The sequence below is a fragment of the Mariniluteicoccus flavus genome (genome assembly GCF_054776655.1).
On record NZ_BAAHBN010000005.1, the window covers coordinates 218,244 to 238,090 of the forward strand.

At 70.8% G+C, this 19,847-nt stretch carries 18 protein-coding genes and 2 pseudogenes; 16 read left to right on the plus strand and 4 right to left on the minus strand.

Going from position 1 to position 19,847, the window contains the following annotated elements:
* Positions 1–118 precede the first annotated feature (118 nt).
* Positions 119–313, minus strand: coding sequence for a hypothetical protein (locus ACYVAG_RS10650; protein WP_460769523.1), 195 nt, complete (start codon positions 311–313; stop codon positions 119–121).
* 48 nt (positions 314–361) lie between these two features.
* Here ACYVAG_RS10650 and ACYVAG_RS10655 point away from each other — a divergent pair, with 48 nt between their 5' ends.
* The 4 genes from ACYVAG_RS10655 to purB all read left to right on the plus strand — a co-directional run bounded on the left by ACYVAG_RS10655 (position 362) and on the right by purB (position 5,108).
* Positions 362–847 (plus strand): DUF3151 domain-containing protein, encoded by a 486-nt coding sequence (locus ACYVAG_RS10655; RefSeq protein ID WP_460769525.1) that lies wholly within the window; start codon positions 362–364, stop codon positions 845–847.
* Between the two features lie 70 nt (positions 848–917).
* Positions 918–2,201, plus strand: a complete 1,284-nt coding sequence (locus ACYVAG_RS10660; protein ID WP_460769527.1) for an adenylosuccinate synthase — start codon at positions 918–920, stop codon at positions 2,199–2,201.
* Positions 2,202–2,361: 160 nt separating this feature from the next.
* A complete protein-coding gene (purD, locus tag ACYVAG_RS10665; protein ID WP_460769529.1) occupies positions 2,362–3,669 on the plus strand; it encodes a phosphoribosylamine--glycine ligase in 1,308 nt (435 codons plus the stop codon).
* Complete coding sequence (purB, locus tag ACYVAG_RS10670) at positions 3,666–5,108, plus strand: adenylosuccinate lyase (RefSeq protein WP_460769531.1); 1,443 nt, start codon at positions 3,666–3,668, stop codon at positions 5,106–5,108. Before purD ends, purB begins: the two co-directional genes overlap by 4 nt.
* Before the next feature lie 99 nt (positions 5,109–5,207).
* Here the strand turns inward: purB and ACYVAG_RS10675 are convergent, their stop codons facing one another.
* Positions 5,208–6,170: a diacylglycerol/lipid kinase family protein gene (locus ACYVAG_RS10675; protein WP_460769532.1), complete on the minus strand. Its 963-nt coding sequence runs from the start codon at positions 6,168–6,170 to the stop codon at positions 5,208–5,210.
* A 13-nt stretch (positions 6,171–6,183) separates the two neighbouring features.
* Positions 6,184–6,585: a hypothetical protein gene (locus ACYVAG_RS10680; RefSeq protein WP_460769534.1), complete on the minus strand. Its 402-nt coding sequence runs from the start codon at positions 6,583–6,585 to the stop codon at positions 6,184–6,186.
* A 92-nt stretch (positions 6,586–6,677) separates the two neighbouring features.
* Here ACYVAG_RS10680 and ACYVAG_RS10685 point away from each other — a divergent pair.
* From ACYVAG_RS10685 to ACYVAG_RS10740, 12 genes and pseudogenes are all read left to right on the plus strand, one after another.
* Positions 6,678–7,526: pseudogene (locus tag ACYVAG_RS10685) on the plus strand (phosphoribosylaminoimidazolesuccinocarboxamide synthase); the annotation flags it as partial.
* A 170-nt stretch (positions 7,527–7,696) separates the two neighbouring features.
* A complete protein-coding gene (locus ACYVAG_RS10690) occupies positions 7,697–8,860 on the plus strand; it encodes a hypothetical protein (protein WP_460769535.1) in 1,164 nt (387 codons plus the stop codon).
* Between the two features lie 52 nt (positions 8,861–8,912).
* A pseudogene (gene purS, locus ACYVAG_RS10695) lies at positions 8,913–9,224 on the plus strand (phosphoribosylformylglycinamidine synthase subunit PurS); the annotation flags it as partial.
* Positions 9,221–9,904: a phosphoribosylformylglycinamidine synthase subunit PurQ gene (gene purQ / locus ACYVAG_RS10700; RefSeq protein ID WP_460769537.1), complete on the plus strand. Its 684-nt coding sequence runs from the start codon at positions 9,221–9,223 to the stop codon at positions 9,902–9,904. The pseudogene purS and the gene purQ, both read left to right, overlap by 4 nt.
* Positions 9,905–10,189: 285 nt before the next feature.
* Complete coding sequence (locus tag ACYVAG_RS10705) at positions 10,190–11,236, plus strand: hypothetical protein (RefSeq protein ID WP_460769539.1); 1,047 nt, start codon at positions 10,190–10,192, stop codon at positions 11,234–11,236.
* Positions 11,237–11,298: 62 nt separating this feature from the next.
* Positions 11,299–13,572: a phosphoribosylformylglycinamidine synthase subunit PurL gene (gene purL / locus ACYVAG_RS10710; RefSeq protein WP_460769540.1), complete on the plus strand. Its 2,274-nt coding sequence runs from the start codon at positions 11,299–11,301 to the stop codon at positions 13,570–13,572.
* Positions 13,569–14,192, plus strand: coding sequence for a M23 family metallopeptidase (locus tag ACYVAG_RS10715; protein WP_460769542.1), 624 nt, complete (start codon positions 13,569–13,571; stop codon positions 14,190–14,192). The genes purL and ACYVAG_RS10715 overlap by 4 nt, the downstream gene beginning before the upstream one ends.
* A gap of 78 nt (positions 14,193–14,270) precedes the next feature.
* Positions 14,271–14,843 carry a hypothetical protein gene (locus ACYVAG_RS10720; protein ID WP_460769543.1) on the plus strand — a complete coding sequence of 191 codons (573 nt, stop codon included), beginning with the start codon at positions 14,271–14,273 and terminating at the stop codon, positions 14,841–14,843.
* Positions 14,840–15,517: a hypothetical protein gene (locus tag ACYVAG_RS10725; RefSeq protein WP_460769545.1), complete on the plus strand. Its 678-nt coding sequence runs from the start codon at positions 14,840–14,842 to the stop codon at positions 15,515–15,517. The genes ACYVAG_RS10720 and ACYVAG_RS10725 overlap by 4 nt, the downstream gene beginning before the upstream one ends.
* A 158-nt stretch (positions 15,518–15,675) precedes the next feature.
* On the plus strand, positions 15,676–16,194 hold the full coding sequence (locus tag ACYVAG_RS10730) for a hypothetical protein (RefSeq protein WP_460769547.1): 519 nt from the start codon (positions 15,676–15,678) through the stop codon (positions 16,192–16,194).
* An 83-nt stretch (positions 16,195–16,277) separates the two neighbouring features.
* On the plus strand, positions 16,278–17,615 hold the full coding sequence (locus ACYVAG_RS10735; protein ID WP_460769549.1) for a M20/M25/M40 family metallo-hydrolase: 1,338 nt from the start codon (positions 16,278–16,280) through the stop codon (positions 17,613–17,615).
* A gap of 2 nt (positions 17,616–17,617) precedes the next feature.
* Positions 17,618–18,019 carry a DnaJ family domain-containing protein gene (locus tag ACYVAG_RS10740; RefSeq protein WP_460769551.1) on the plus strand — a complete coding sequence of 134 codons (402 nt, stop codon included), beginning with the start codon at positions 17,618–17,620 and terminating at the stop codon, positions 18,017–18,019.
* 132 nt (positions 18,020–18,151) lie between these two features.
* Here the strand turns inward: ACYVAG_RS10740 and ACYVAG_RS10745 are convergent, their stop codons facing one another.
* Positions 18,152–19,810: a phospholipase D family protein gene (locus ACYVAG_RS10745; RefSeq protein ID WP_460769553.1), complete on the minus strand. Its 1,659-nt coding sequence runs from the start codon at positions 19,808–19,810 to the stop codon at positions 18,152–18,154.
* Positions 19,811–19,847 lie beyond the last annotated feature (37 nt).

The following is a 19,847-nucleotide window of genomic DNA, read 5'->3' on the forward strand; positions in this document are numbered from 1 at the left end:
GGGATCAGAGCGGTCGGCGCGGCTGATTCTCAGGAAGAGGTGTCACGGAACGTCCAGTCGACGGCGCGCACGAGCCGAATCGGCCCGATCCGAGCGTCGAGTGGACGATTCGTGACAGTCAGGACCGGTCGCGCTCCCGGCGCACCGCCCCCGGCACCCGGCCGTTGCGGTTCGCCGGCGTCCAATCCTCGGTGCGGACCCACTCCGACCCGCACCCCTCGCACGCGAACAGCGGGAGTCCGTCGCGGTCGTCGCCCGTGTCGCGCCAGGCGCAGCGGTCGAGGCAGGGGTTCGCGGCGAGGGGGGAGTTCACCGGGACAGCATGCCGCACGCGGTCGGTGGCCGGGGCTAGGCTGGCCCCGTGACTGAGAAGCCCCGCGAGAACCTGTTGGCCACCCACGGATCGATCCCCGAGACGCGGCTCCCCGAGGATCCGGCCGCGGCCGAGATCGCCGAGCACGGTCGCGAGCGCTTCGTCGAGATCGTCCGCGAGCACCCCCAGTCGAGCCTGTGCTGGGCCCTGCTGGCCGAGGGCTCGCTGAACGTCCAGACCCCCGACGGCGACATCCAGGCCTACGCCTACGCCCGCACGGGCTATCACCGCGGTCTCGACGCGCTGCGCCGCGCGGGCTGGAAGGGCCAGGGGCCGGTGCCGTGGGAGCACGGTCCGAACCGCGGGTTCCTGCGCTGCCTGTGGGCGCTCGCCGTCGCCGCCCACCGCATCGGCGAGACCGACGAACACCAGCGCTGCGCCCAGTTCCTGCGCGACTCGAGCGAGGAGGCCTACGCGGAGCTGTCCCGCACGCGCCCGATCGAGCCGGCGGACGGGGCGAACGCGCGGGGCTGATTCCGCTACGGTTGGCCGTCGGTCCCGCGCGCGTCGCCGGGGCTCGCTAGAGACGAAGGGGAGGGCTGAGATGCCCGGAATCATCGTGGTCGGCGCCCAGTGGGGCGACGAGGGCAAGGGCAAGGCGACGGACCAGGTCGGCGATCGCGTCGACTACTGCGTCCGGTTCTCGGGCGGCAACAACGCGGGTCACACGCTGGTGGTGAACGGCGAGAAATATGCGATGCACCTGCTGCCCAGCGGCCTGCTGCAGCCGAACACCGTCCCTGTGATCGGCAACGGCGTCGTGGTCGACCTCGAGGTGCTCTTCCAAGAGATCAGCGACCTGAAGGCGCGCGGCGTCGAGATCGACAACCTCAAGATCTCGTCGAACGCCCACCTGATCGCGCCCTACCACCGCACGATCGACAAGGTGAGCGAGCGGTTCCTCGGCAAGCGGCGCATCGGCACGACGGGTCGCGGGGTCGGGCCGGCCTACTCGGACAAGGTGAACCGCATGGGCCTGCGCGTCCAGGACCTGTTCGACGAGTCGATCCTGCGCCAGAAGGTCGAGGCCGCGCTCGACCAGAAGAACCAACTGCTGGTGAAGGTCTACAACCGGCGGGCCGAGGACGCGACCGAGGTCGCCGACGAACTGCTGGCGTACGCCGACCGCGTCCGCCCGATGGTCGTCGACTCGGCGCGCCTGCTGAACGAGGCGCTCGACGAGGGCAAGGTCGTGTTGTTCGAGGGCGCGCAGGCCCACCACCTCGACGTCGACCACGGCACGTATCCCTATGTGACCAGCTCGAACCCGACCGCCGGCGGTGCCTGCACCGGCACCGGCGTCGGCCCGACGCGCATCGACCGCGTGGTCGGCATCGCGAAGGCCTACACGACGCGCGTCGGCGAGGGCCCGTTCCCGACCGAGCTGTTCGACGAGAACGGCGAGAAGCTGCGTACGCAGGGCGGCGAGTTCGGTGTTACGACCGGACGGCCGCGCCGCTGCGGGTGGTTCGACGCGCTCGTGGTCGAGCAGGCCGCGACGTTCAACGGTTTCACCGACGTGTTCCTGACCAAGCTCGACATCCTGTCGGGGTGGGAGAAGATCCCGGTGTGCGTGGCCTACGACGTGCGGGGGACGCGCGTCGAGACGATGCCGACCAACCAGTCGGACTTCCACGACGCGACGCCCATCTATGAGGAGCTCGACGGCTGGACCGAGGACATCTCGGGCTGCCGCGAGTTCGACGACCTGCCGGTCAAGGCGCAGGACTACGTGAAGCGCCTCGAGGAGCTCATCGGCTGCCAGATCTCCGGCATCGGTGTGGGCCCGGGCCGCGAGCAGTCGGTGATGCTGCGCGACCTGCTCTGACGGTCCCGAACGTTCTCCGAGCGAGCGCCAGCGAGACGAGGAGTCCGAGCGAGCGTCGGCGAGACGAGGAGCGACTCCTCGTCTCGGCCGCAGGCGGCCTCGCTCGGAGAACGTGGGAGAGCGCCAGCGAGACTCCGGACGCGCCGATAGGATCGGGCCCATGACAACTGAAGGGGCCGACAACGGCCTGAAGGTCCTGATCATCGGATCCGGCGGGCGCGAGCACGCCCTCGCGTTCGCGCTCACGGAGGATCCCGGGGTGGACCAGGTCCATGTGGCCCCCGGCAACCCCGGCATGACCGCGGTCGCCGAGCTGCACGCGGTCGACATGATGGACGGCGATGCGGTCGCGGCCCTGGCCACCCAGCTGGGCGCCGACCTCGTGGTGATCGGGCCGGAGGCGCCCCTGGTGGCCGGCGTGGCCGACACCGTGCGCGGCGAGGGCATCGCCTGCTTCGGGCCCAGCGCCGAGGCCGCCCAACTCGAGGGGTCGAAGGCGTTCGCCAAGGAGATCATGGAGGCCGCGGGCGTGCCGACCGCGCGGTCGCGTACGTGCACCACCCCCGACGAGGCCGCGGCCGCGCTCGACGAGTTCGGCGCCCCCTATGTGGTGAAGGACGACGGTCTGGCCGGCGGCAAGGGCGTCGTCGTGACGTCCGACCGCGACGAGGCCCTTGCCCACGCGGCGTCGTGCGCGCGTGTGGTCATCGAAGAGTTCCTCGACGGCCCCGAGGTGTCACTGTTCGCGATCACCGACGGGACGACGGTGCGCGCGTTCCAGCCCGCGCAGGACTTCAAGCGCGTCGGCGACGGCGACACCGGCCCCAACACCGGCGGCATGGGCGCCTACACGCCGCTGCCGTGGGCGCCCGCCGACCTGTCGGAGCAGGTCGTCGAGCACGTCATCCAGCCGACGGTCGACGAGCTGCGCCGCCGCGGGACGCCCTTCGTGGGCCTGGTGTATGCCGGGCTCGCCCTGACGTCGAAGGGCGTGAAGGTGATCGAGTTCAACGCGCGCTTCGGCGATCCCGAGACCCAGCCCCTGCTGATGCTCCTGGCGTCGCCGCTCGGCCAGACCCTGTACGCCGCCGCGACCGGCACGCTCGCCGAGCAGCCCGAGCTGAAGTTCCACCCCGGCGCAGCGGTCGGCGTGGTCCTCTGCTCCGACGGCTATCCCGAGGCGCCCCAGAAGGGCACCCGCGTGGCCGAGAACCAGTTCCGGTCGGGCAACATCAGGTTCATCCACTCCGGCACGTCGCGCGACGAGCTCGGCAACCTCGTGATCAACGGGGGCCGCGTACTGACCGTGACCGGCCGCGGCCACAACCTGAAGTTCGCCCGCAACATGGTCTATTCGGCGGTCGGATCGATCGACATCCGCAAGGTCTTCTGGCGCCGGGACATCGCCCAGCGGGCCGCCGACGGCACCGTGGAGTGGACCGAACCGAAGGAGGGGCTGTTCCAGTGACGGCTGCGTACATCCCCAACGTGTTGGCGACGCGCTATGCGTCGGAGCCCATGCGGGCGATCTGGTCGCCCGAGAACAAGATCATCGCCGAGCGCCGGCTGTGGCTGGCCGTCATGGCGGCCCAGCGTGATCTCGGGGTCGACTTCGGCGGGGCCGACGCCGACGCGGTGATCAAGGACTACGAGGCCGTCGTCGACCGCGTCGACCTCGACTCGATCGCGGCCCGCGAGCGCGTGACCAAGCACGACGTGAAGGCCCGCATCGAGGAGTTCAACGCGCTGGCCGGTCACGAGCACGTCCACAAGGGCATGACGTCGCGCGACCTCACCGAGAACGTCGAGCAGCTCCAGGTGAGGCAGTCGCTCGAGCTGGTGCGCTCGCGCATGGTGACGACGCTGGTCGCGCTGACGCGCATCGCCGCCGACCATGCGGGACTCGCGATGGCCGGCCGCTCCCACAACGTGGCCGCGCAGGTGACGACGCTCGGCAAGCGCTTCGCGACGGCGGCCGACGAGCTCCTGGTCGCCCACCGGCGCGTGGACGAGCTGATCGCGCGCTATCCGATGCGCGGCATCAAGGGCCCGGTCGGGACGGCGCAGGACATGCTCGACCTGCTGGGCGGTGACGAGGAGCGGCTGGCGTCCCTCGAGGAGCGGGTCGGCAGCCACCTGGGGTTCGCGAACGTCTTGACGTCGACCGGACAGGTCTATCCGCGGTCGTTGGACTATGACGTGGTGACGGCGCTGGCGCAGGTCGTGGCCGCCCCGTCGAACGTGGCGAAGTCGATCCGGCTGATGGCGGGTCACGAGCTCGTGACCGAGGGGTTCCAGAAGGGCCAGGTCGGCTCGTCGGCGATGCCCCACAAGATGAACACGCGCTCGTGCGAACGGGTGAACGGGTTCGCGGTCATCGTCCGCGGCTACGTTTCCATGATCGGCGAACTCGCCGGCGACCAGTGGAACGAGGGCGACGTGTCGTGCTCGGTCGTGCGTCGCGTCGCGCTGCCCGACGCGTTCTATGCCGTTGACGGGCTGTTCGAGACGTTCCTGACGGTGCTGCAGAACTTCGGGGCCTTCCCCGCGGTCGTGGAGACCGAGCTGCGGCGCTATCTGCCGTTCCTCACCACGACCAAGGTGTTGATGGCCGCGGTGCGCAACGGGGTGGGCCGCGAGGAGGCCCACGAGGCGATCAAGGAACATGCGGTCGCGGTGGCGCTGGAGATGCGCGAGACCGGGCGTACGGACAACGACCTGCTCGACCGCCTCGCCGCCGACGCGCGCCTGGGACTGACGCGCGACCAGCTCGACTCGCTGCTGGCCGACCCCATCGAGCTCACCGGGTCCGCGCGTACGCAGGTCGAGCGGCTGGTCGCGCAGGCCCAGGAGCTGGCGGACGCCGACCCGGACGCGGCCGCGTACCGGGTGGGATCGGTGCTCTGACGCCCACCCCTCGCCGAATTAGCGACCCTTAAACACACTCAGCGCGCCCTGGAGGGCGCGCTGAGTGGCATTTGGGGTCGCTAATACGCGCTCGGGGGGTCAGTCTTCCTTCGGCACCCGGATCTTCAGCGCACCCGCGTCGACGGCCGCACGGAACGCCGTGACCTCGCCGAAGTGGTCGCCGTCGAGCTCGATCTCCTCGGTGCCGCGGAGGTGGACGTCCATGCGGCGGCACTGCTGGTAGTTGAGCGTACGCACGTCCTTGTCGACGCCCGGCAGGCTCTTGCCGGCTCCGGTGCGACGCAGGATGGCGTTCTCGATCAAGACCTTGTAGGCCACCTGGAGCCACCCGAACGGGCCCTCGGGGCGGAACGCGACGACGTCGAGCACGCCGTCGTCCACGGCGGCGTCGGGGAGCAGCAGGATGTTGCCCTGCAGCGATCCGCAGTTGCCGACCATGATCGTGTGGACGCGCGCGCGGCGCGGGCGCTGGTCGTCGAGCGCATAGGTCAGGTGCATGCGGTGGTTGTGCTTGAGCGACTCGGCGATCGACTTCACGTAGGCGAGCGTGCCGACCTTCTTCTTCAGCTCCTCGTCGGAGTTCGAGATCATCTGGGCGTCCAGGCCGAGCCCCGCCATGACCAGGAAGGCGTGCTCCTCCTGCTTGCCGCCGCGGCGGACGAGCGTGGCGACGCCGAGGTCGATCTCGCGGTCGTCGCCGCCGAACGCGGTCTCGATCGAGTTCTCCATGTCGGCGAGGGTCAGGTTGAGGTTGCGCGCCAGCAGGTTGCCGGTGCCGGCGGGCAGCAGGGCCAGGCGTACGCCGGAGTCGCGCAGGCCCTGGGCGACCGCGCGTACGGTGCCGTCGCCTCCCGCGGCGATGACCATGTCGGCGCCACGCTCGATGGCCTCCTTGGCCCTGCCCACGCCGGGGTCCTCCTCGCTGGTCTCGAGCCACAGGGTCGGTTCCCAGCCGTGGCGCTGCTCGGCCTCGGCGACGACGGCCTTGAGCTCGTCGAGCTCGACCTTGACGGGGTTGTAAGCAACAGCGGCGAGTGTCATGGGACCGATCGTCTCATGTCGACATGCTGACCCGCGGACGGTTCGCAGGTGCGAACCGTCCGCGGGTGCTCAGCGTCGGGTCACCAGCCGGTGCGCGCCGGGCACCGACGCGGAAGCGGATCGTGCCGCTCCTGTCGGCGAAACCCTCGTAGTAGTAGGGCGCCTCCTTGGTCCAGCCGGCCGGTGCTCCGTACATGTCGACGGCCTGGTCGGGCTTGAGGCCGGTGATGAGGACGATCGCGTCGCCGTGCCGTCCTGTCGGCGGCGTGAGCGAGACCTTCGCGGCGGACGCGGTGGTCGAGGACGCCGGCGGCTTGGGGGCCGGGGTGCTCGGGGCGGCGTACGCCAGGGCGGGGACCGCGGTGATGGCGGCAATCGCGGCACCGGCGATGAAGAGGCGAGGAGTGGTGATCATGGTCGTGCCCCTCTTCTTGAGGTCGGGCGTCGGTGCCCGGACACCCCCTTGATGCGGGGCGGCCGGGCAATGTTCCCGGTTAGTCTGGTCCCGTGAGCACCTTCGCGTCCCTCGGTCTGCCCCTCATCCACGCCGGCAAGGTCCGGGAGCTGTACGCTCTGCCCGACCGCCCCGACGCCATGCTGATGGTGGCGACCGACAACATCTCCGCGTACGACTGGGTGCTCGACTCGACCATCCCCGACAAGGGGAAGGTGTTGACCCAGATGTCGCTGTGGTGGTTCGACCAGTTGGCCGGAGTCGTCGACAACCACGTGCTGTCGACCGACGTGCCCGCTGACGTGGCCGGGCGAGCCATCGTGTGCGAGAAGCTCGAGATGGTGCCGGTCGAGTGTGTGGCGCGGGGCTATCTGACGGGATCGGGGTGGGTCGAATACCAGCAGTCGCGCTCGGTCTGCGGCGTGCCGCTGCCCGCGGGACTGACCGACGGGGCGCGCCTGCCCGAGCCGATCTTCACCCCCGCGACCAAGGCGCCGATGGGGGAGCACGACGAGAACGTCGACTTCGCGACCGTGGTGGACACGGTCGGGCGCGAGACGGCGGAGCGCGTGCGCGACCTGACTCTGGAGGTGTACGCGACCGCCGAGCGCATCGCCCGCGACCGCGGCATCATCCTGGCCGACACCAAGCTCGAGTTCGGCGCGCGGCCCGACGGCACGATCGTGCTGGCCGACGAGGTGCTGACGCCCGACTCGTCGCGGTTCTGGGAGGCGGCGGCGTGGCCGGAGTCGCTGGACTCGTTCGACAAGCAGTATGTCCGCGACTGGTTGACCCGTGACTCGGGCTGGGACCGTGCTTCGGAGACGGCCCCGCCAGCCCTCCCGGAGGAGGTCGTCGCGGCCACCCGGGCGCGGTACGTGGAGGCGTACGAGCGGCTGACGGAGCGTACGTTCGCCTGACCCGCGGCGCCTGCGTACGGGTGGTCCCCCCGTATTAGCGACCTCAAAACACACTCAGCGCGCCCTGCAGGGCGTGCTGAGTGACATTTGGGGTCGCTAATACGCGGTGGGCGGGGATGGTGGATGGTCCCGGAGGGCCCTACGATGCGCCCATGACGAACCAGGGTGGATGGCCGGGACAGGGCAACGGCGGGCAGGGCGGCTGGTCCGGACCGGGCAACCAGGGCAACCAGGGCCCGTCCGGCTGGCCGAACTATCCGGGCGGTCAGCCCCCGCAGCAGCCCGGTGGCTGGGGTGAGCCCAACCCCGGCCCGTACGCGGGACCCGGTCAGTCCGGCCCCGGCCAGTCCGGCGGCTGGCCCCAGCAGGGGCCCGGCCCGCAGCCTCCCCAGCAGGAAGGCTGGCAGCAGCAGCCTGGCCCCGGCGGCTGGCCCCAGGGCGGAGGCCCGCAGGGACCCGGGGGGCCTCGCGGCCCGCACGGCCCCGGCCCGACCGGTCCAGGCGGACCCAGGAAGTCCTCCGGGGGCCTCGGTCCGGCCCTCGTGATCGGGATCGGTGTCCTCGTCCTGGCGCTCGTCGGCGGCCTCAGCTGGTTCCTGCTGCGCCCCTCGGGCGGCGGTGGCGTCGCCGCGACGCCCGCGCCCACCACGGTGCGGCCGACTGCCCAGCCCACGCGTACGGCCGCTCCCACCGCGACCCCGACGGCGTCTGCCAGCTCGTCGCAGTCGAGTTCGTGCCCCATGACCCCCGTGCCGGCCCAGGTCGCCGGCTGGCAGGCCATCGCCAGCACGCGCGACCGCGCGGCGTTCGACGTGCCGGCGGACTGGTCCAACTCGCCCGAGATCGTGTGGGGGCAGGAGGGCGAGAACAACGAGATGATCATCGCCCACTGCGGCGGGGTCTACATGCAGGGATTCTGTGAGAACAAGAAGATGTCCGACCGCGCCCGCGTCGGCTTCATCACGTTCGGGTCGAAGGCGAACCCCGAGGGCGATGCGCTCGCCGTGGCGAAGATGTGGACGCGGCTCGCGCAGTACGACTACAAGACCAAGACGCAACACCCCGTGCCCGAGCCCGCGGTGTCCACGGTCAAGGTCAACAACGGTGCGACCGACGCGCAGGTCGCGACCGCGACCTGGGACGTGGGCAGCCCCGGCACCGACTGCCCGTCGCCGAAGGCCCGCCTGACCGTCGCGTCGATCCCGCTGGACGCCAACCGCAAGGCCACCCTCGTGATCGCGACCGACGTGGGCGTCGACAAGGAGGTCTCGCAGGACCTCGAGCGCCAGATCCTCGGCTCGCTGCGCCCGCTCTGATCCGATCGAGCCGGGACGCGCGCAGCGAACGCGTGCGGGGCGGCGTACGTTTGCCGATAGGATCGCCGCCATGGCACGAGTCGTCGTAGAAGTCATGCCCAAGCCCGAGATCCTTGATCCACAGGGCAAAGCCGTCACCGGAGCCCTCGAACGGCTCGGTTTCAGTGGTCTCCACGTGCGCCAGGGCAAGCGCTTCGAGATCGAGCTCGACGGCAAGATCGACGATGCGGCCGTGGCCCGCGTACGCGAGGCGGCCGAGACCCTGCTCTGCAACACGGTGATCGAGAACTTCGAGGTCCACGTCGAGGACAAGGCCGTGGACGAGAAGGCCGGTCAGGTGGCTGGGGCGAAGGAGGAGAAGTGACCCCGAAGATCGGTGTGGTCACCTTCCCCGGCACGCTCGACGACCGCGACGCCCTGCGCGCGGTCGAGGTGTGCGGCATGACGCCGGTGCCGCTGTGGCACGCCAACGACTCGATCGAGGGCGTCGACGCGGTGATCCTGCCGGGCGGATTCTCCTACGGCGACTATCTGCGTTGCGGCGCCATCGCGCGGTTCTCGCCGGTGATGACCGACATCATCCGGCGCGCCGAGGGCGGCATGCCGGTGCTCGGCATCTGCAACGGCTTCCAGGTGCTCTGCGAGGCCCACCTGCTGCCGGGCGCGCTGATCCGCAACGACGTACGCACCTTCGTGTGCCGCGACCAGCGCCTGCGCGTCGAGACGAACGACACGGTGTGGACGAACCGGTTCACCGCGGGTGACGAGATCACGATCGTGCTGAAGAACGGCGAGGGCAACTTCCAGGCCGACGCCGAGACGGTGAAGCGGCTCGAGGGCGAGAACCAAGTCGTGTTCCGCTATGTCGGCGGCAACCCGAACGGCTCGATCAACGACATCGCCGGCATCACGAACGCGCGCGGCAACGTCGTTGGGCTCATGCCCCACCCGGAGCACAACGTGGAGGAGCTCGTCAGCCCGACGCTCGACGGCCGCGGTCTGTTCTCGTCGGTCGAGGGGTTCCTGGCGCGCGTCACGGCGTGAGGGTGGTGGGGCGAGGCGGGTCGGGGGCGGGCCCCTGGTCGCGCTCGGGCCCGGGTCGTGTTTTGGGCACGCCTGTGCGCTTTGCGTGGCTTGGGGGGTCGTTCGCTCGGCGTGTTGCGCGCACCTGTGCACTTTTCACCTCGGAAAGTTCGATCAACTCGATCCTGTGGCCTCCCTTCCCCAACTCCTAGCAGATCTTCAGCGGACCGGCCGGAACTCGCGGGCCGTACGCCGACTCAAGACGGGTGGCGCCACGATGGCGCCCACGCCCCACAGGAGCCCGCCATGTCCGCCCGTCACGTCCTCACCGCTTCCCTCGCCACCCTCGCCGTCAGCGGCGCCGTCTTCCTCGGAGCCGGCACCGCCGTGGCTGTGCCGACGCCGTCGGCCACGCCTCGAGTGACCCCGTCGGTCACGCCGTCCAGCACGCCGTCCGCCAAGACTTCGAGCACGCCGTCCGCCAAGCCGTCATCGACCCAGCCCACCGCCACCCCGTCGGTGGTCGGGTCGCCCCAGCCCATCGCGTCCCCGTCGCCGACGATCGCCCCGCCGACTCCGACCGCCACCCCCAGTCAGCCCGCCACGCCCGAGCGGATCCAGCTCCGGGTCTCCGCGACCGCTCCGGCCACGCGCTACGCGCCGATCACCCTCAATGTCGAGGGCTCGGCCGGCACCCGGCTCGGAGCCGTCACCGACCGGACGAGCGGTGAAGGCATCGAGGGCCGAGCCGACTTCGTGCAGGTCGACGGGATCGTGATCGGCACGAGCGGCCGCGTCACGATCAGCCTGCCCGCTCCCAGCGGTGGCTGGGTGTCGGGCGCCCGCCACTACTACCAGGTGTACGTCAACGACCCCACCAAGCTGGGCACCCACCGCGGAGAACTGACGATGCCCTCCTGGGCGGAGGTGGCGATGGATCCGCGCGTCAGCAGCGTCAGCGGCCCGGTCTCGGCGAACGCTGACGTGGTGTTCACCGTCACGGGCAACCAGCCGCACGCGTACGTCAATCTGGGGGTCTGGATCACGGCGGACGGCCCCAGTCTGGAGGCCAGGGCGACCGCCGACGCCAAGGGCCGTGCCGTGCTTCGGCTGCGCGCCCCTGCGGGCGGATGGCCGGCGGGGACCACACAGAACTACGTGGTCGGGTCGTTCTGTCGGGCCCAGGAGGGCAACTATTGCGCCGAGGAACTCCACGGCACCTTCACCGTGCCGCGGTGGGGTGCGGGCGGGTCCACCCCCGGCAGCTCCACCCCCGGCACCTCCACCCCCGGCGGCTCCACCGCGACCACGCCCAAGACCGGGTCCGGCGGCCTCGCGAAGACCGGATTCTGACCTGTCCCGTTCGCCGGGGTCGCTGCCACCCCCGACCCCGGCGATCGCGATAGATTGCCCCCGTGGCCGACACCGTTGACAACGCCCAGCAGACCCCCGATGTCCAGCAGCCCTGGCGCGACCTGGGCCTGAAGCAGGACGAGTACGCCCGGATCCGCGAGATCCTCGACCGCCGCCCCACGTCGGCCGAGCTCGCGATGTATTCGGTGATGTGGTCGGAGCACTGCTCCTACAAGTCGTCGAAGGTCCACCTCAAGAAGTTCGGCGTACTCGACCAGAACACCCCGCGCGGCCCGCTGCTGGCAGGCATCGGCGAGAACGCCGGCGTGGTCGACATCGGCCACGGCTACGCGGTCACGTTCAAGGCCGAGTCCCACAACCACCCGTCCTATGTCGAGCCCTACCAGGGCGCCGCGACCGGTGTCGGCGGCATCGTCCGCGACATCCTCGCGATGGGCGCCCGCCCGATCGGCGTGATGGACCCGCTCCGCTTCGGCCCCCTCGACGCCGAGGACACCAAACGCGTCATGCCCGGCATCGTCGCGGGCGTCGGCGGCTACGGCAACTGCCTCGGCCTCCCCAACGTCGGCGGCGAGGTCGTGTTCGACAAGACGTACGCGGGAAACCCGCTCGTGAACGCCCTGTGCGTCGGCGTGCTGCGCCACGAGGACCTCCACCTGGCCCATGCGTCGGGCACCGGCAACAAGGTCATCCTCTACGGCGCCGCAACGGGCGGCGACGGCATCGGCGGCGTCTCGGTCCTCGCCTCGGAGACGTTCGACGCCGACGGCCCCGCGAAGCGCCCGAGCGTGCAGGTGGGCGACCCGTTCATGGAGAAGCTGCTGATCGAGTGCACCCTCGAGCTGTTCGCCGCGAAGGTGATCTCCGGCATCCAGGACCTCGGCGGTGCCGGCCTCTCGTGTGCGACCTCCGAGCTGGCGTCGGCCGGCGACGGAGGCATGGCCGTCGAGCTCGACCGGGTCCCGTTGCGCGACTCCACGCTCTCGCCCGAGGAGATCCTCATGAGCGAGTCGCAGGAACGCATGATGGCGGTCGTCGAGCCCAAGGACGTCGAGCGCTTCATGGAGATCTGCGCCAAGTGGGACGTGCTCGCCACGGTCATCGGCGAGGTCACCGACGGCGACCGGCTCAAGATCACCTGGCACGGCGAGACCATCGTCGACGTGCCCCCGCGTACGGTCGCCCACGAGGGCCCGGTCTACGACCGCCCGTACGCGCGGCCCGACGGCCTTGAGCGCGTGCAGGCCAACTCGGCCAACGCGCTGCGCCGCGACAACAGTGCGGAGTCGATCAAGGAAACCATGATCAGAATGGTGGCCTCACCCAACCTGTGTGACAAGTCGTGGGTGACCGACCAATACGACCGCTACGTCCGCGGCGCCTCGGTGCTGGCCCAGCCGGAGGACTCCGGCATGCTCCGCATCGACACCGAGACCGGCCTCGGCGTGGCCCTGTCGACCGACTGCAACGGGCGCATGGCCTACCTCGACCCGCGGAAGGGTGCCCAGCACGCGCTGCTGGAGGCCTACCGCAACGTCGCCACCACGGGCGCCCAGCCGGTCGCGGTCACCGACTGCCTCAACTTCGGTTCGCCCGAGGACCCGACCTGCATGTGGCAGTTCGTCGAGGCGATCGAGGGCCTGGTGGAGGGCTGCGCGAAGCTCGGCACGCCGGTGACCGGCGGCAACGTGTCGTTCTACAACCAGACCGGCGACGTCGCGATCCTCCCGACGCCGACCGTGGGCGTGCTCGGCGTCATCGACGACGTGGCCCGGCGTACGCCGATGGGCTTCGCGGCCGAGGGTGACGAGATCTGGCTCATCGGCGAGACCCGCGAGGAACTGTCGGGCTCGGCATGGGCCGAGGTCGTCCATGATCATCTCGGGGGCCTGCCGCCGGAGTTGGACTTCGATCATGAGAAGCGACTGGCCGACTATCTGGTCTGGGCGTCGGGCGAGCGGCTGCTGCGCTCCGCCCACGACCTCGCCGACGGCGGGCTGGGGCAGGCGCTGTTCGAGGCCTGCGTACGCCGGGGGTTCGGTGCGTGGGTGCGCGTCGAGGGCGACCCGACAGTGGCGCTGTGGTCGGAGTCGGCCGGGCGCGTGCTGGTGTCGGTGGCGCCGGAGCAGGTGCAGCGGTTCCGCGACTCGGCGACGGGCACGCTGGCGGCGCTGCCGATCACGCGCCTCGGCGTGGTGACTGCGGCCGGGGACGGCGCACGGCTGGAGGTCGAGGGTCTGTGCGACTGGTCGCTGGACGAGCTGGCCGAGGCGTGGCGGAAGACGATCCCGGCCGCGATGGGGGCCCACGCGTGAAGCGCGTCGGTGTGATCGCCGCGGTGGCGGTCGGATTGGCCGCGCTGCCGGCGGGGGCGTACGCGGCGCCGACGCCGACACCGACTCCGTCAGCCTCCGCGACTCCCACTCCCACGCCGACCCCCGTACGCCTGGCCGTCGCTCCGATCGCGGAGGGGAGCTACACGCTGGGGGCGCGATGGGGGCAGATGGGTCCCGAGCCCCATCGGTTCCATGCCGGCCAGGACTTCGTGGCGCCGATCGGCACCCCGGTCCTGGCTGTGCGCGACGGCGTCGTGATCGCGTCGCAGGCGGGCGCCTGGGCCGGCAACAACGTCATGATCGACCACGGCGCGGCCGGCACCACCCTGTCGACCTTCCTGCGCGACGTGACGGTCCAGCCGGGCCAGCGCGTACGCCGGGGCGACGTGATCGGGCACGTGGGCGTGACCGGCAAGACGTTCGGGCCCCACCTGCACTTCGAGTTCTATCCGCGGGGAGCCGATCTCGCGAATCCCCGCACCACAACGGATCCCATCCCGTTCCTGCAGACGCAGGGGAGTCCGTCGACACCCAAGCCGGCCCCGACCGATGTCCGCGACAAGGATTCCAGCGGCGGGCTCGCGAAGACGGGTTCGTGATGGGGAAGAAACCGGTGGTCAAAGGCATCTAGGGAATGTGGCGCCATGGAGGCGCCCATCGCCCCACAGGAGCCCACCATGACCATCCGCCCGCCCTCGACCCGTCCCGTCCTCCTCGCCTCCCTCGCCGCCGTGGCCGTGCTGACCACCACGATGTCCACGGCGCTCGCGGCGCCGTCGCCCACGCCGACCCCAGTGACGACCGTCGCCCCCTCGGCCTCGGCGAAGCCCTCGGCCACGCCCACGCGTACGCCGACTTCCTCCACCAAGCCCTCGAGCCCGACGGCGGCCTCGACGGCCAAGCCCAGCGCCACGCCCTCGCGGACCGCTGCGCCCCGCAAGCTCACCGGCGGTGTCACGCCGCCGACCTCGCCCACGGGCACCGCGTACGCCCGATTCACGACCACGCCGGGGGCCCGCGTGGTGATCAACACCGGCGTCCCGAACGGGCATCAGCCCCAGCACATCGAGAGCGCCACCGCGGACGCCAGGGGCAATGTCGTGATCCCGCTGGCCGCACCCAGCCGGGGGTGGCCCTCCAACACGACCTTCCTGTGGTGGGCGAGCGTCGGCAGCGACGGCCCCATGTTGAGAGGGACGTTCGCCGTCCCGCGGTGGAGCGGCTACAAGGGATCGTTCGCGGCAGCGTGAAGGCGTCGGCCACCCCGATGTCCCCGGCCGTCGTGACGATCACCGGCGCGAAGCCCAACGCGGGAGTGACGGTGACGATCTATCAGAGCTTCCTCAACGACATCGATGCCCAGCGGACCGGGCGGACCGACGCGCGCGGCCGCGCCGTCGTCACGATCCCCGCGCCGCCCGGTGGCTGGGAGGCCGGCATGTTGCATCAGGTGACCGCCGACGACGACGCCCACAACGGTCCGGGCGCCGCCCTCGCGAGCTTCACCATGCCGAAGGCCGGCCAGTCGACGGAGGCGAGCAGCCGCGTACGCGTGACGTGGGCGCCGCCCAAGGGTCCGCGGGACTCGGTCGACGTGACGATCACCGGCACCAAGCCGGGTGAGTGGCTGACGGTCGTCGGCTACCCCAAGGGGTGGACCAAGGAGGCGCCCTACATCTATGACGACCTGAAGGCCAACAAGGACGGCGTCGTGACGATGACCATCACGCCGCCTGATGAGGGGTGGCCGGTGGGGACGCCGTACATCTTCACGTTCCAGGTCGGCGACGCGGAGAAGCCGATCATCAAGACGTTCGTGGTGCCGGCGGCGGGCACGGGTGCGACGACGCCGAAGCCGGGGTCGGGGGCGAAGGGCTCCGGCCCCAAGGACACCAACGGAGGCCTGGCGAAGACGGGGTGGTGACCTGAAGGGTCTGAGCGAGGGCGGGTGGGCGTACGCGGTTGCGTACGCCGACCCGCCTTTTCTCTTGTGCACAAGGATGTGCGGGAACATTCGCCGTGTCCGCGGACTCTAGGTGGGTGAGGCGCCAAGGAGGCGCCCATCGCCCCTCAGGAGACATCATGACCGTTCGCCCCACCTCGCCCCGTTCCCTCGTCGTCGCCTCCCTCGCCGCCGTTGCCATGGGCCTGGCGACCATGTCGACCGCCATCGCGGCGCCCACGCCGGCGCCGAGCGCCACCGCGACCGCGACCGCGAAGCCCAGCACGACCAGGCCCAAGGCGTCGTTCGCGATCACGGTCCAGGCCCCGCGTACGGCGACGTCGCCCGCGGTCGTCGTGGTCACCGGGGCGCGACCCGGCAGCCAGGTCGAGGCTTCCGCCGGTGTCCTCGACCAGGTCCAGGCCGAGGCGACGGGGTCCGCGAAGGCGGACAGCTCCGGCCGGGCGACGATCGTGCTGAAGCCCAACGGCAGCTGGACGGCGGGTGCGCGCTATCACGTCGGCGCCTACGAACCCGATGCCGTCGGTGGGTCCGCGCAGTCGTCCTTCATTGCTCCGGGAGCAAAGAAGCAGACAAGCACGCCGTCGACGACGGCGCCGAAGAGCGATCGCGGCGGCCTGGCGAAGACCGGCGTCTGAGTCTTCACACCACAGGCAGAGGGGCGTACGCGGGGGCGTACGCCCCTCGTCGCGTCACCTGACCCGTGGCTAGAGTCGGCCACATGACCTCCGACATCACCGCCGCCGTTGACCGCGTCCTCCCGTCCGTCCGCGAGACCCTCGCCGAGCTGATCGCGATCCCGTCGATCAGTTCCGACCCCGAGCGCGCTGCCGACGTCGAGCGGGCGGCGGAGTTCGTGGCCCAGCAGCTGCGCGACGTGGGGTGTCCCGAGGTGGAGATCGTGGCCGAGGGCGGCAAGCCCGCGGTGATCGGCCGATTCCCTGCACCAGCAGGAAAACCGACGGTCTGCCTGTATGCGCACCACGACGTCCAGCCCACCGGTGACGAGTCGCGCTGGACGACGGGGCCGTTCGCGGCGACCGAACGCGGCGACCGGCTGTTCGCGCGCGGCGCCGCCGACGACAAGGGCGGCATCGGCGTCCACCTGGCCGCGTTGCGCGCCTTCGACGGGCGGCCGCCGGTCGGGGTGACGCTGTTCATCGAGGGCGAGGAGGAGATCGGCTCGCCGTCCCTCGCCGACATCTTCGCGCGCCACGGCGACAAGCTCGCCTGCGACGTCTTCATCATCGCCGACTCCGGCAACTGGGAGGTCGGGAAGCCGGCGTTCACGTCGATGCTCCGCGGCATGGCCGACATCACCGTCGAGGTGGCGACGCTCGACCACGCGCTGCACTCGGGGCAATACGGCGGCGTGGCGCCCGACGCGATGCTGGCCATGATCAGGACGCTCGACTCGTTGTGGGACGAGCGAGGGAGCGTGGCGGTCGCCGGCCTGGTGGAGGCGGAGGCGCCGGACCTGGACTATCCGGAGGACCGGCTGCGCGCCGAGACGGGGCTGCTGGACGGGGTCGGGTTCATCGGCGACGGCCCGGCGGTCTCCCGCATGTGGACCAAGCCGTCGATCACGGTCATCGGCGTCGACACGACGACGGTGGCCAAGGCGTCGAACACGCTGATCCCGTCGGTGCGGGCCAAGTTGAGCCTGCGCATCGCCCCCGGCGACGACCCGAAGCGCGCTCAGGAGGCGGTCGCTCGCCATCTCGAGGAGCACGCGCCCTTCGGCGCCCGGGTCACGGTCACGCCGGGCGATTCGGGCAAGCCCTGCCTGATCCCGTTCGAGGGGGCGTACGCGGAGGCTGCGCAGGCCGCGTACGCGGAGGGCTTCGGGGTGGAGCCGGTCCGCATCGGCATGGGCGGGTCGATCCCGCTGGCCCAGATGTTCATGGACCTCCACCCGGACGCGATGGTGCTGGTGTCGGCGGTCGTCGACCCCGACTCGCGCATGCACGGCATCGACGAGTCGCTGCACCTGGGCGATTTCGCGAAGGCGTGCCGGTCGGAGGCGCTGTTCCTGGAGCGGTTGGCGGACGGGGTCTGATCATGGTCGGGCGGGAGGATCGGTCGGAGCGGCCGAAGTTCGAGAACTGGATCGATCGCCAGATCCGGGAGGCCATGGAGCGCGGCGAGTTCGACGACCTCCCGGGTGCCGGCAAGCCCCTGAAGAACCTCGACACCTCCGACGAGAACTGGTGGATCCGGGCGAAGCTCGAGCGCGAGGGGATCACGCCGCCGCCACCCGTGCGGTTGCAGCTGCGCAAGGAACGCGAGGAGATCCAGAAGACGCTGGCCGACGTCGCGACGGAGGAGCGGGCGCGCGCGATCGTCGAGGACCTCAACGCCCGCATCCGCGACGCCCAACAGCGACCCGACGGCGTACCCGTGTTCGTGCGTACGGTCGTGGTCGACGACGTGATCATGGAATGGCGGCGGCGCCGGGCGTGAGGTGACCCGTCGCGTGTGCGCGAGTTGCGTGATCGCCCCGGCGTGTCGACCCAACTCGTGCAGCGGTGTGCACAAGTTGGGCGAGGGAGGGACGACCGACCGAGGGACGACCGACCGACGACCGACCTACCCTCAGAACTCCTTCTTCGCCCGCAGCGGCTTGGGCCGGCCGTCCGGGTCGTGCATGAACCGATACGGGGCCCAGGCCAGCGTCCGTGTGAACGGGTTCAGCGACGGCGGCGGCAGGCGACGCAGGCGGCCCGCCGGCCGCGGGCCCTTCCGGCCACCGTCGTGCCAGGCGTCGAGACGGGCGGCGCAGGTCGCGTACGCCCGGAACATCGCGCGCGGGTCGGCCAGGTCGGCCATCGCCGCGTCGAACCGCGCCAGTTGCTCATCGGACACGTCCGGGTGGTGCAGCGGCGACAGGTCCCCGCTCGGGAGCCCGTCGAACACCTGCCGGTCGAGGTGCTCCGCCGCCAGCGTCAGTCGCAGCCGCCGCGCGAACACCGAGTGGTCGTCGCCGCGCTCGTCCATGATCACGGCGGTGAGTTCGGAGTCGTGGGTCCATGATCGCCGGTTGAAGTTGTCCGACCCGATGCTCGCCCAGATGTCGTCCATCACACAGACCTTGGCGTGGACATAGACCGGCGTACCGGCGTGGTTCTCGATGCCATAGACGGCGACGCGGTCAGGGGCCGCCGCGTGGATGCGGCTGATCGCCCGCTCGCGTCCCAGCAGCTGCGGCAACTTCGAGAGCCGCCCGTTCTGGTCGGGCACGTAGGGGATGACGGCCACGACGTGGAGCTCGGGGTTCTCCTCGAGCGCGGTCACGAACGACGACGCGACCTGCTCCGACCAGAGGTATTGGTCTTCGACATAGACCAGCCGCCGCGCCTTCTCCATCGCCTTCGAATAGCCCCGCGCGACCGATCGCTCGCCACCGCGGGCGAAGGGATAGTCGCGGCCGTGGCGCAGGTTCGGATAGGTCCGCAGCAGCTGCACGGTGTGGGTGCCGCCCTCGACCGGCGGGGGCGGGGGAGCCTGGTCCGGAAGCGGATCGGGGTGGACGTCGAGGCGCCTCATGCGGTCCTGCCAGCGATACATGGGAAAGCGGCTGAGCGGGGTCGGATCCTCCCACCGCTCCCGGAACACGGTCTCGACGTCGAACACCACGGGCCCCTGGAGGGCCGCCTGCACGTCGTGCCACGGCGGTGTCTTCCCATAGTCCGGCGCCATCAGGTCGGCCTGGCGGTCGCCCGCGTGGGCGGCGTCGTCGCGCCGCGAGTGGCACAGGTCGATGCCGCCGACGTACGCGATGTCGCGGCTCGCATCGTCGCCGTGGCGAATGATGACCATCTTCTGGTGGTGGGAGCCGCCGGTGCGTACGCGCATGTCGAGGACGACCTCGGCCCCCGACTCCTGCAGCTCCTTCGCGAGGTGGGCGTTCGCCTCCGCGGAGAAGGCGAGCTTGTCCCAGTGGGAGCGCCACACCAGCCCGCGGACGTCCACGCCCCGCTCGTCGGCCCGCCCGAGCACCGTGGCGATGGTCGAGTCGGGGTCGTCGGTCAGCTGCTCGTCGGGGTCGCCCTGCCAGTCGGTGAACCAGATCGTGTCGCCGGGTCGGGTGGCCTCGACCCTGGCGTACAGCTCGGCGAAATAGTGGCGGCCGTGCACGATCGGGCGTACGCGGTTGCCGTGGGACCAGGCCTGGTCGCCGCCGTGGCGGTCGTCGAGGCGGGTCTGGGCGTTGGCGCGCTCGCTGCGGGTGAGGAGCCAGTCAAGGGCCTGCACGATTCTCCCGCGGTCTCGGGACGATCCATGGATGCCG

Coding starts and splice junctions, on each gene's coding strand:
- ACYVAG_RS10660 (WP_460769527.1), top strand. CDS start 918: ATGCCCGGAATCATCGTGGTCGGCGCCCAGTGGGGCGACGAGGGCAAG.
- purD (WP_460769529.1), top strand. CDS start 2,362: ATGACAACTGAAGGGGCCGACAACGGCCTGAAGGTCCTGATCATCGGA.
- ACYVAG_RS10675 (WP_460769532.1), bottom strand. CDS start 6,170: ATGACACTCGCCGCTGTTGCTTACAACCCCGTCAAGGTCGAGCTCGAC.
- ACYVAG_RS10680 (WP_460769534.1), bottom strand. CDS start 6,585: ATGATCACCACTCCTCGCCTCTTCATCGCCGGTGCCGCGATTGCCGCC.
- ACYVAG_RS10690 (WP_460769535.1), top strand. CDS start 7,697: ATGACGAACCAGGGTGGATGGCCGGGACAGGGCAACGGCGGGCAGGGC.
- ACYVAG_RS10705 (WP_460769539.1), top strand. CDS start 10,190: ATGTCCGCCCGTCACGTCCTCACCGCTTCCCTCGCCACCCTCGCCGTC.
- ACYVAG_RS10720 (WP_460769543.1), top strand. CDS start 14,271: ATGACCATCCGCCCGCCCTCGACCCGTCCCGTCCTCCTCGCCTCCCTC.
- ACYVAG_RS10730 (WP_460769547.1), top strand. CDS start 15,676: ATGACCGTTCGCCCCACCTCGCCCCGTTCCCTCGTCGTCGCCTCCCTC.
- ACYVAG_RS10735 (WP_460769549.1), top strand. CDS start 16,278: ATGACCTCCGACATCACCGCCGCCGTTGACCGCGTCCTCCCGTCCGTC.
- ACYVAG_RS10740 (WP_460769551.1), top strand. CDS start 17,618: ATGGTCGGGCGGGAGGATCGGTCGGAGCGGCCGAAGTTCGAGAACTGG.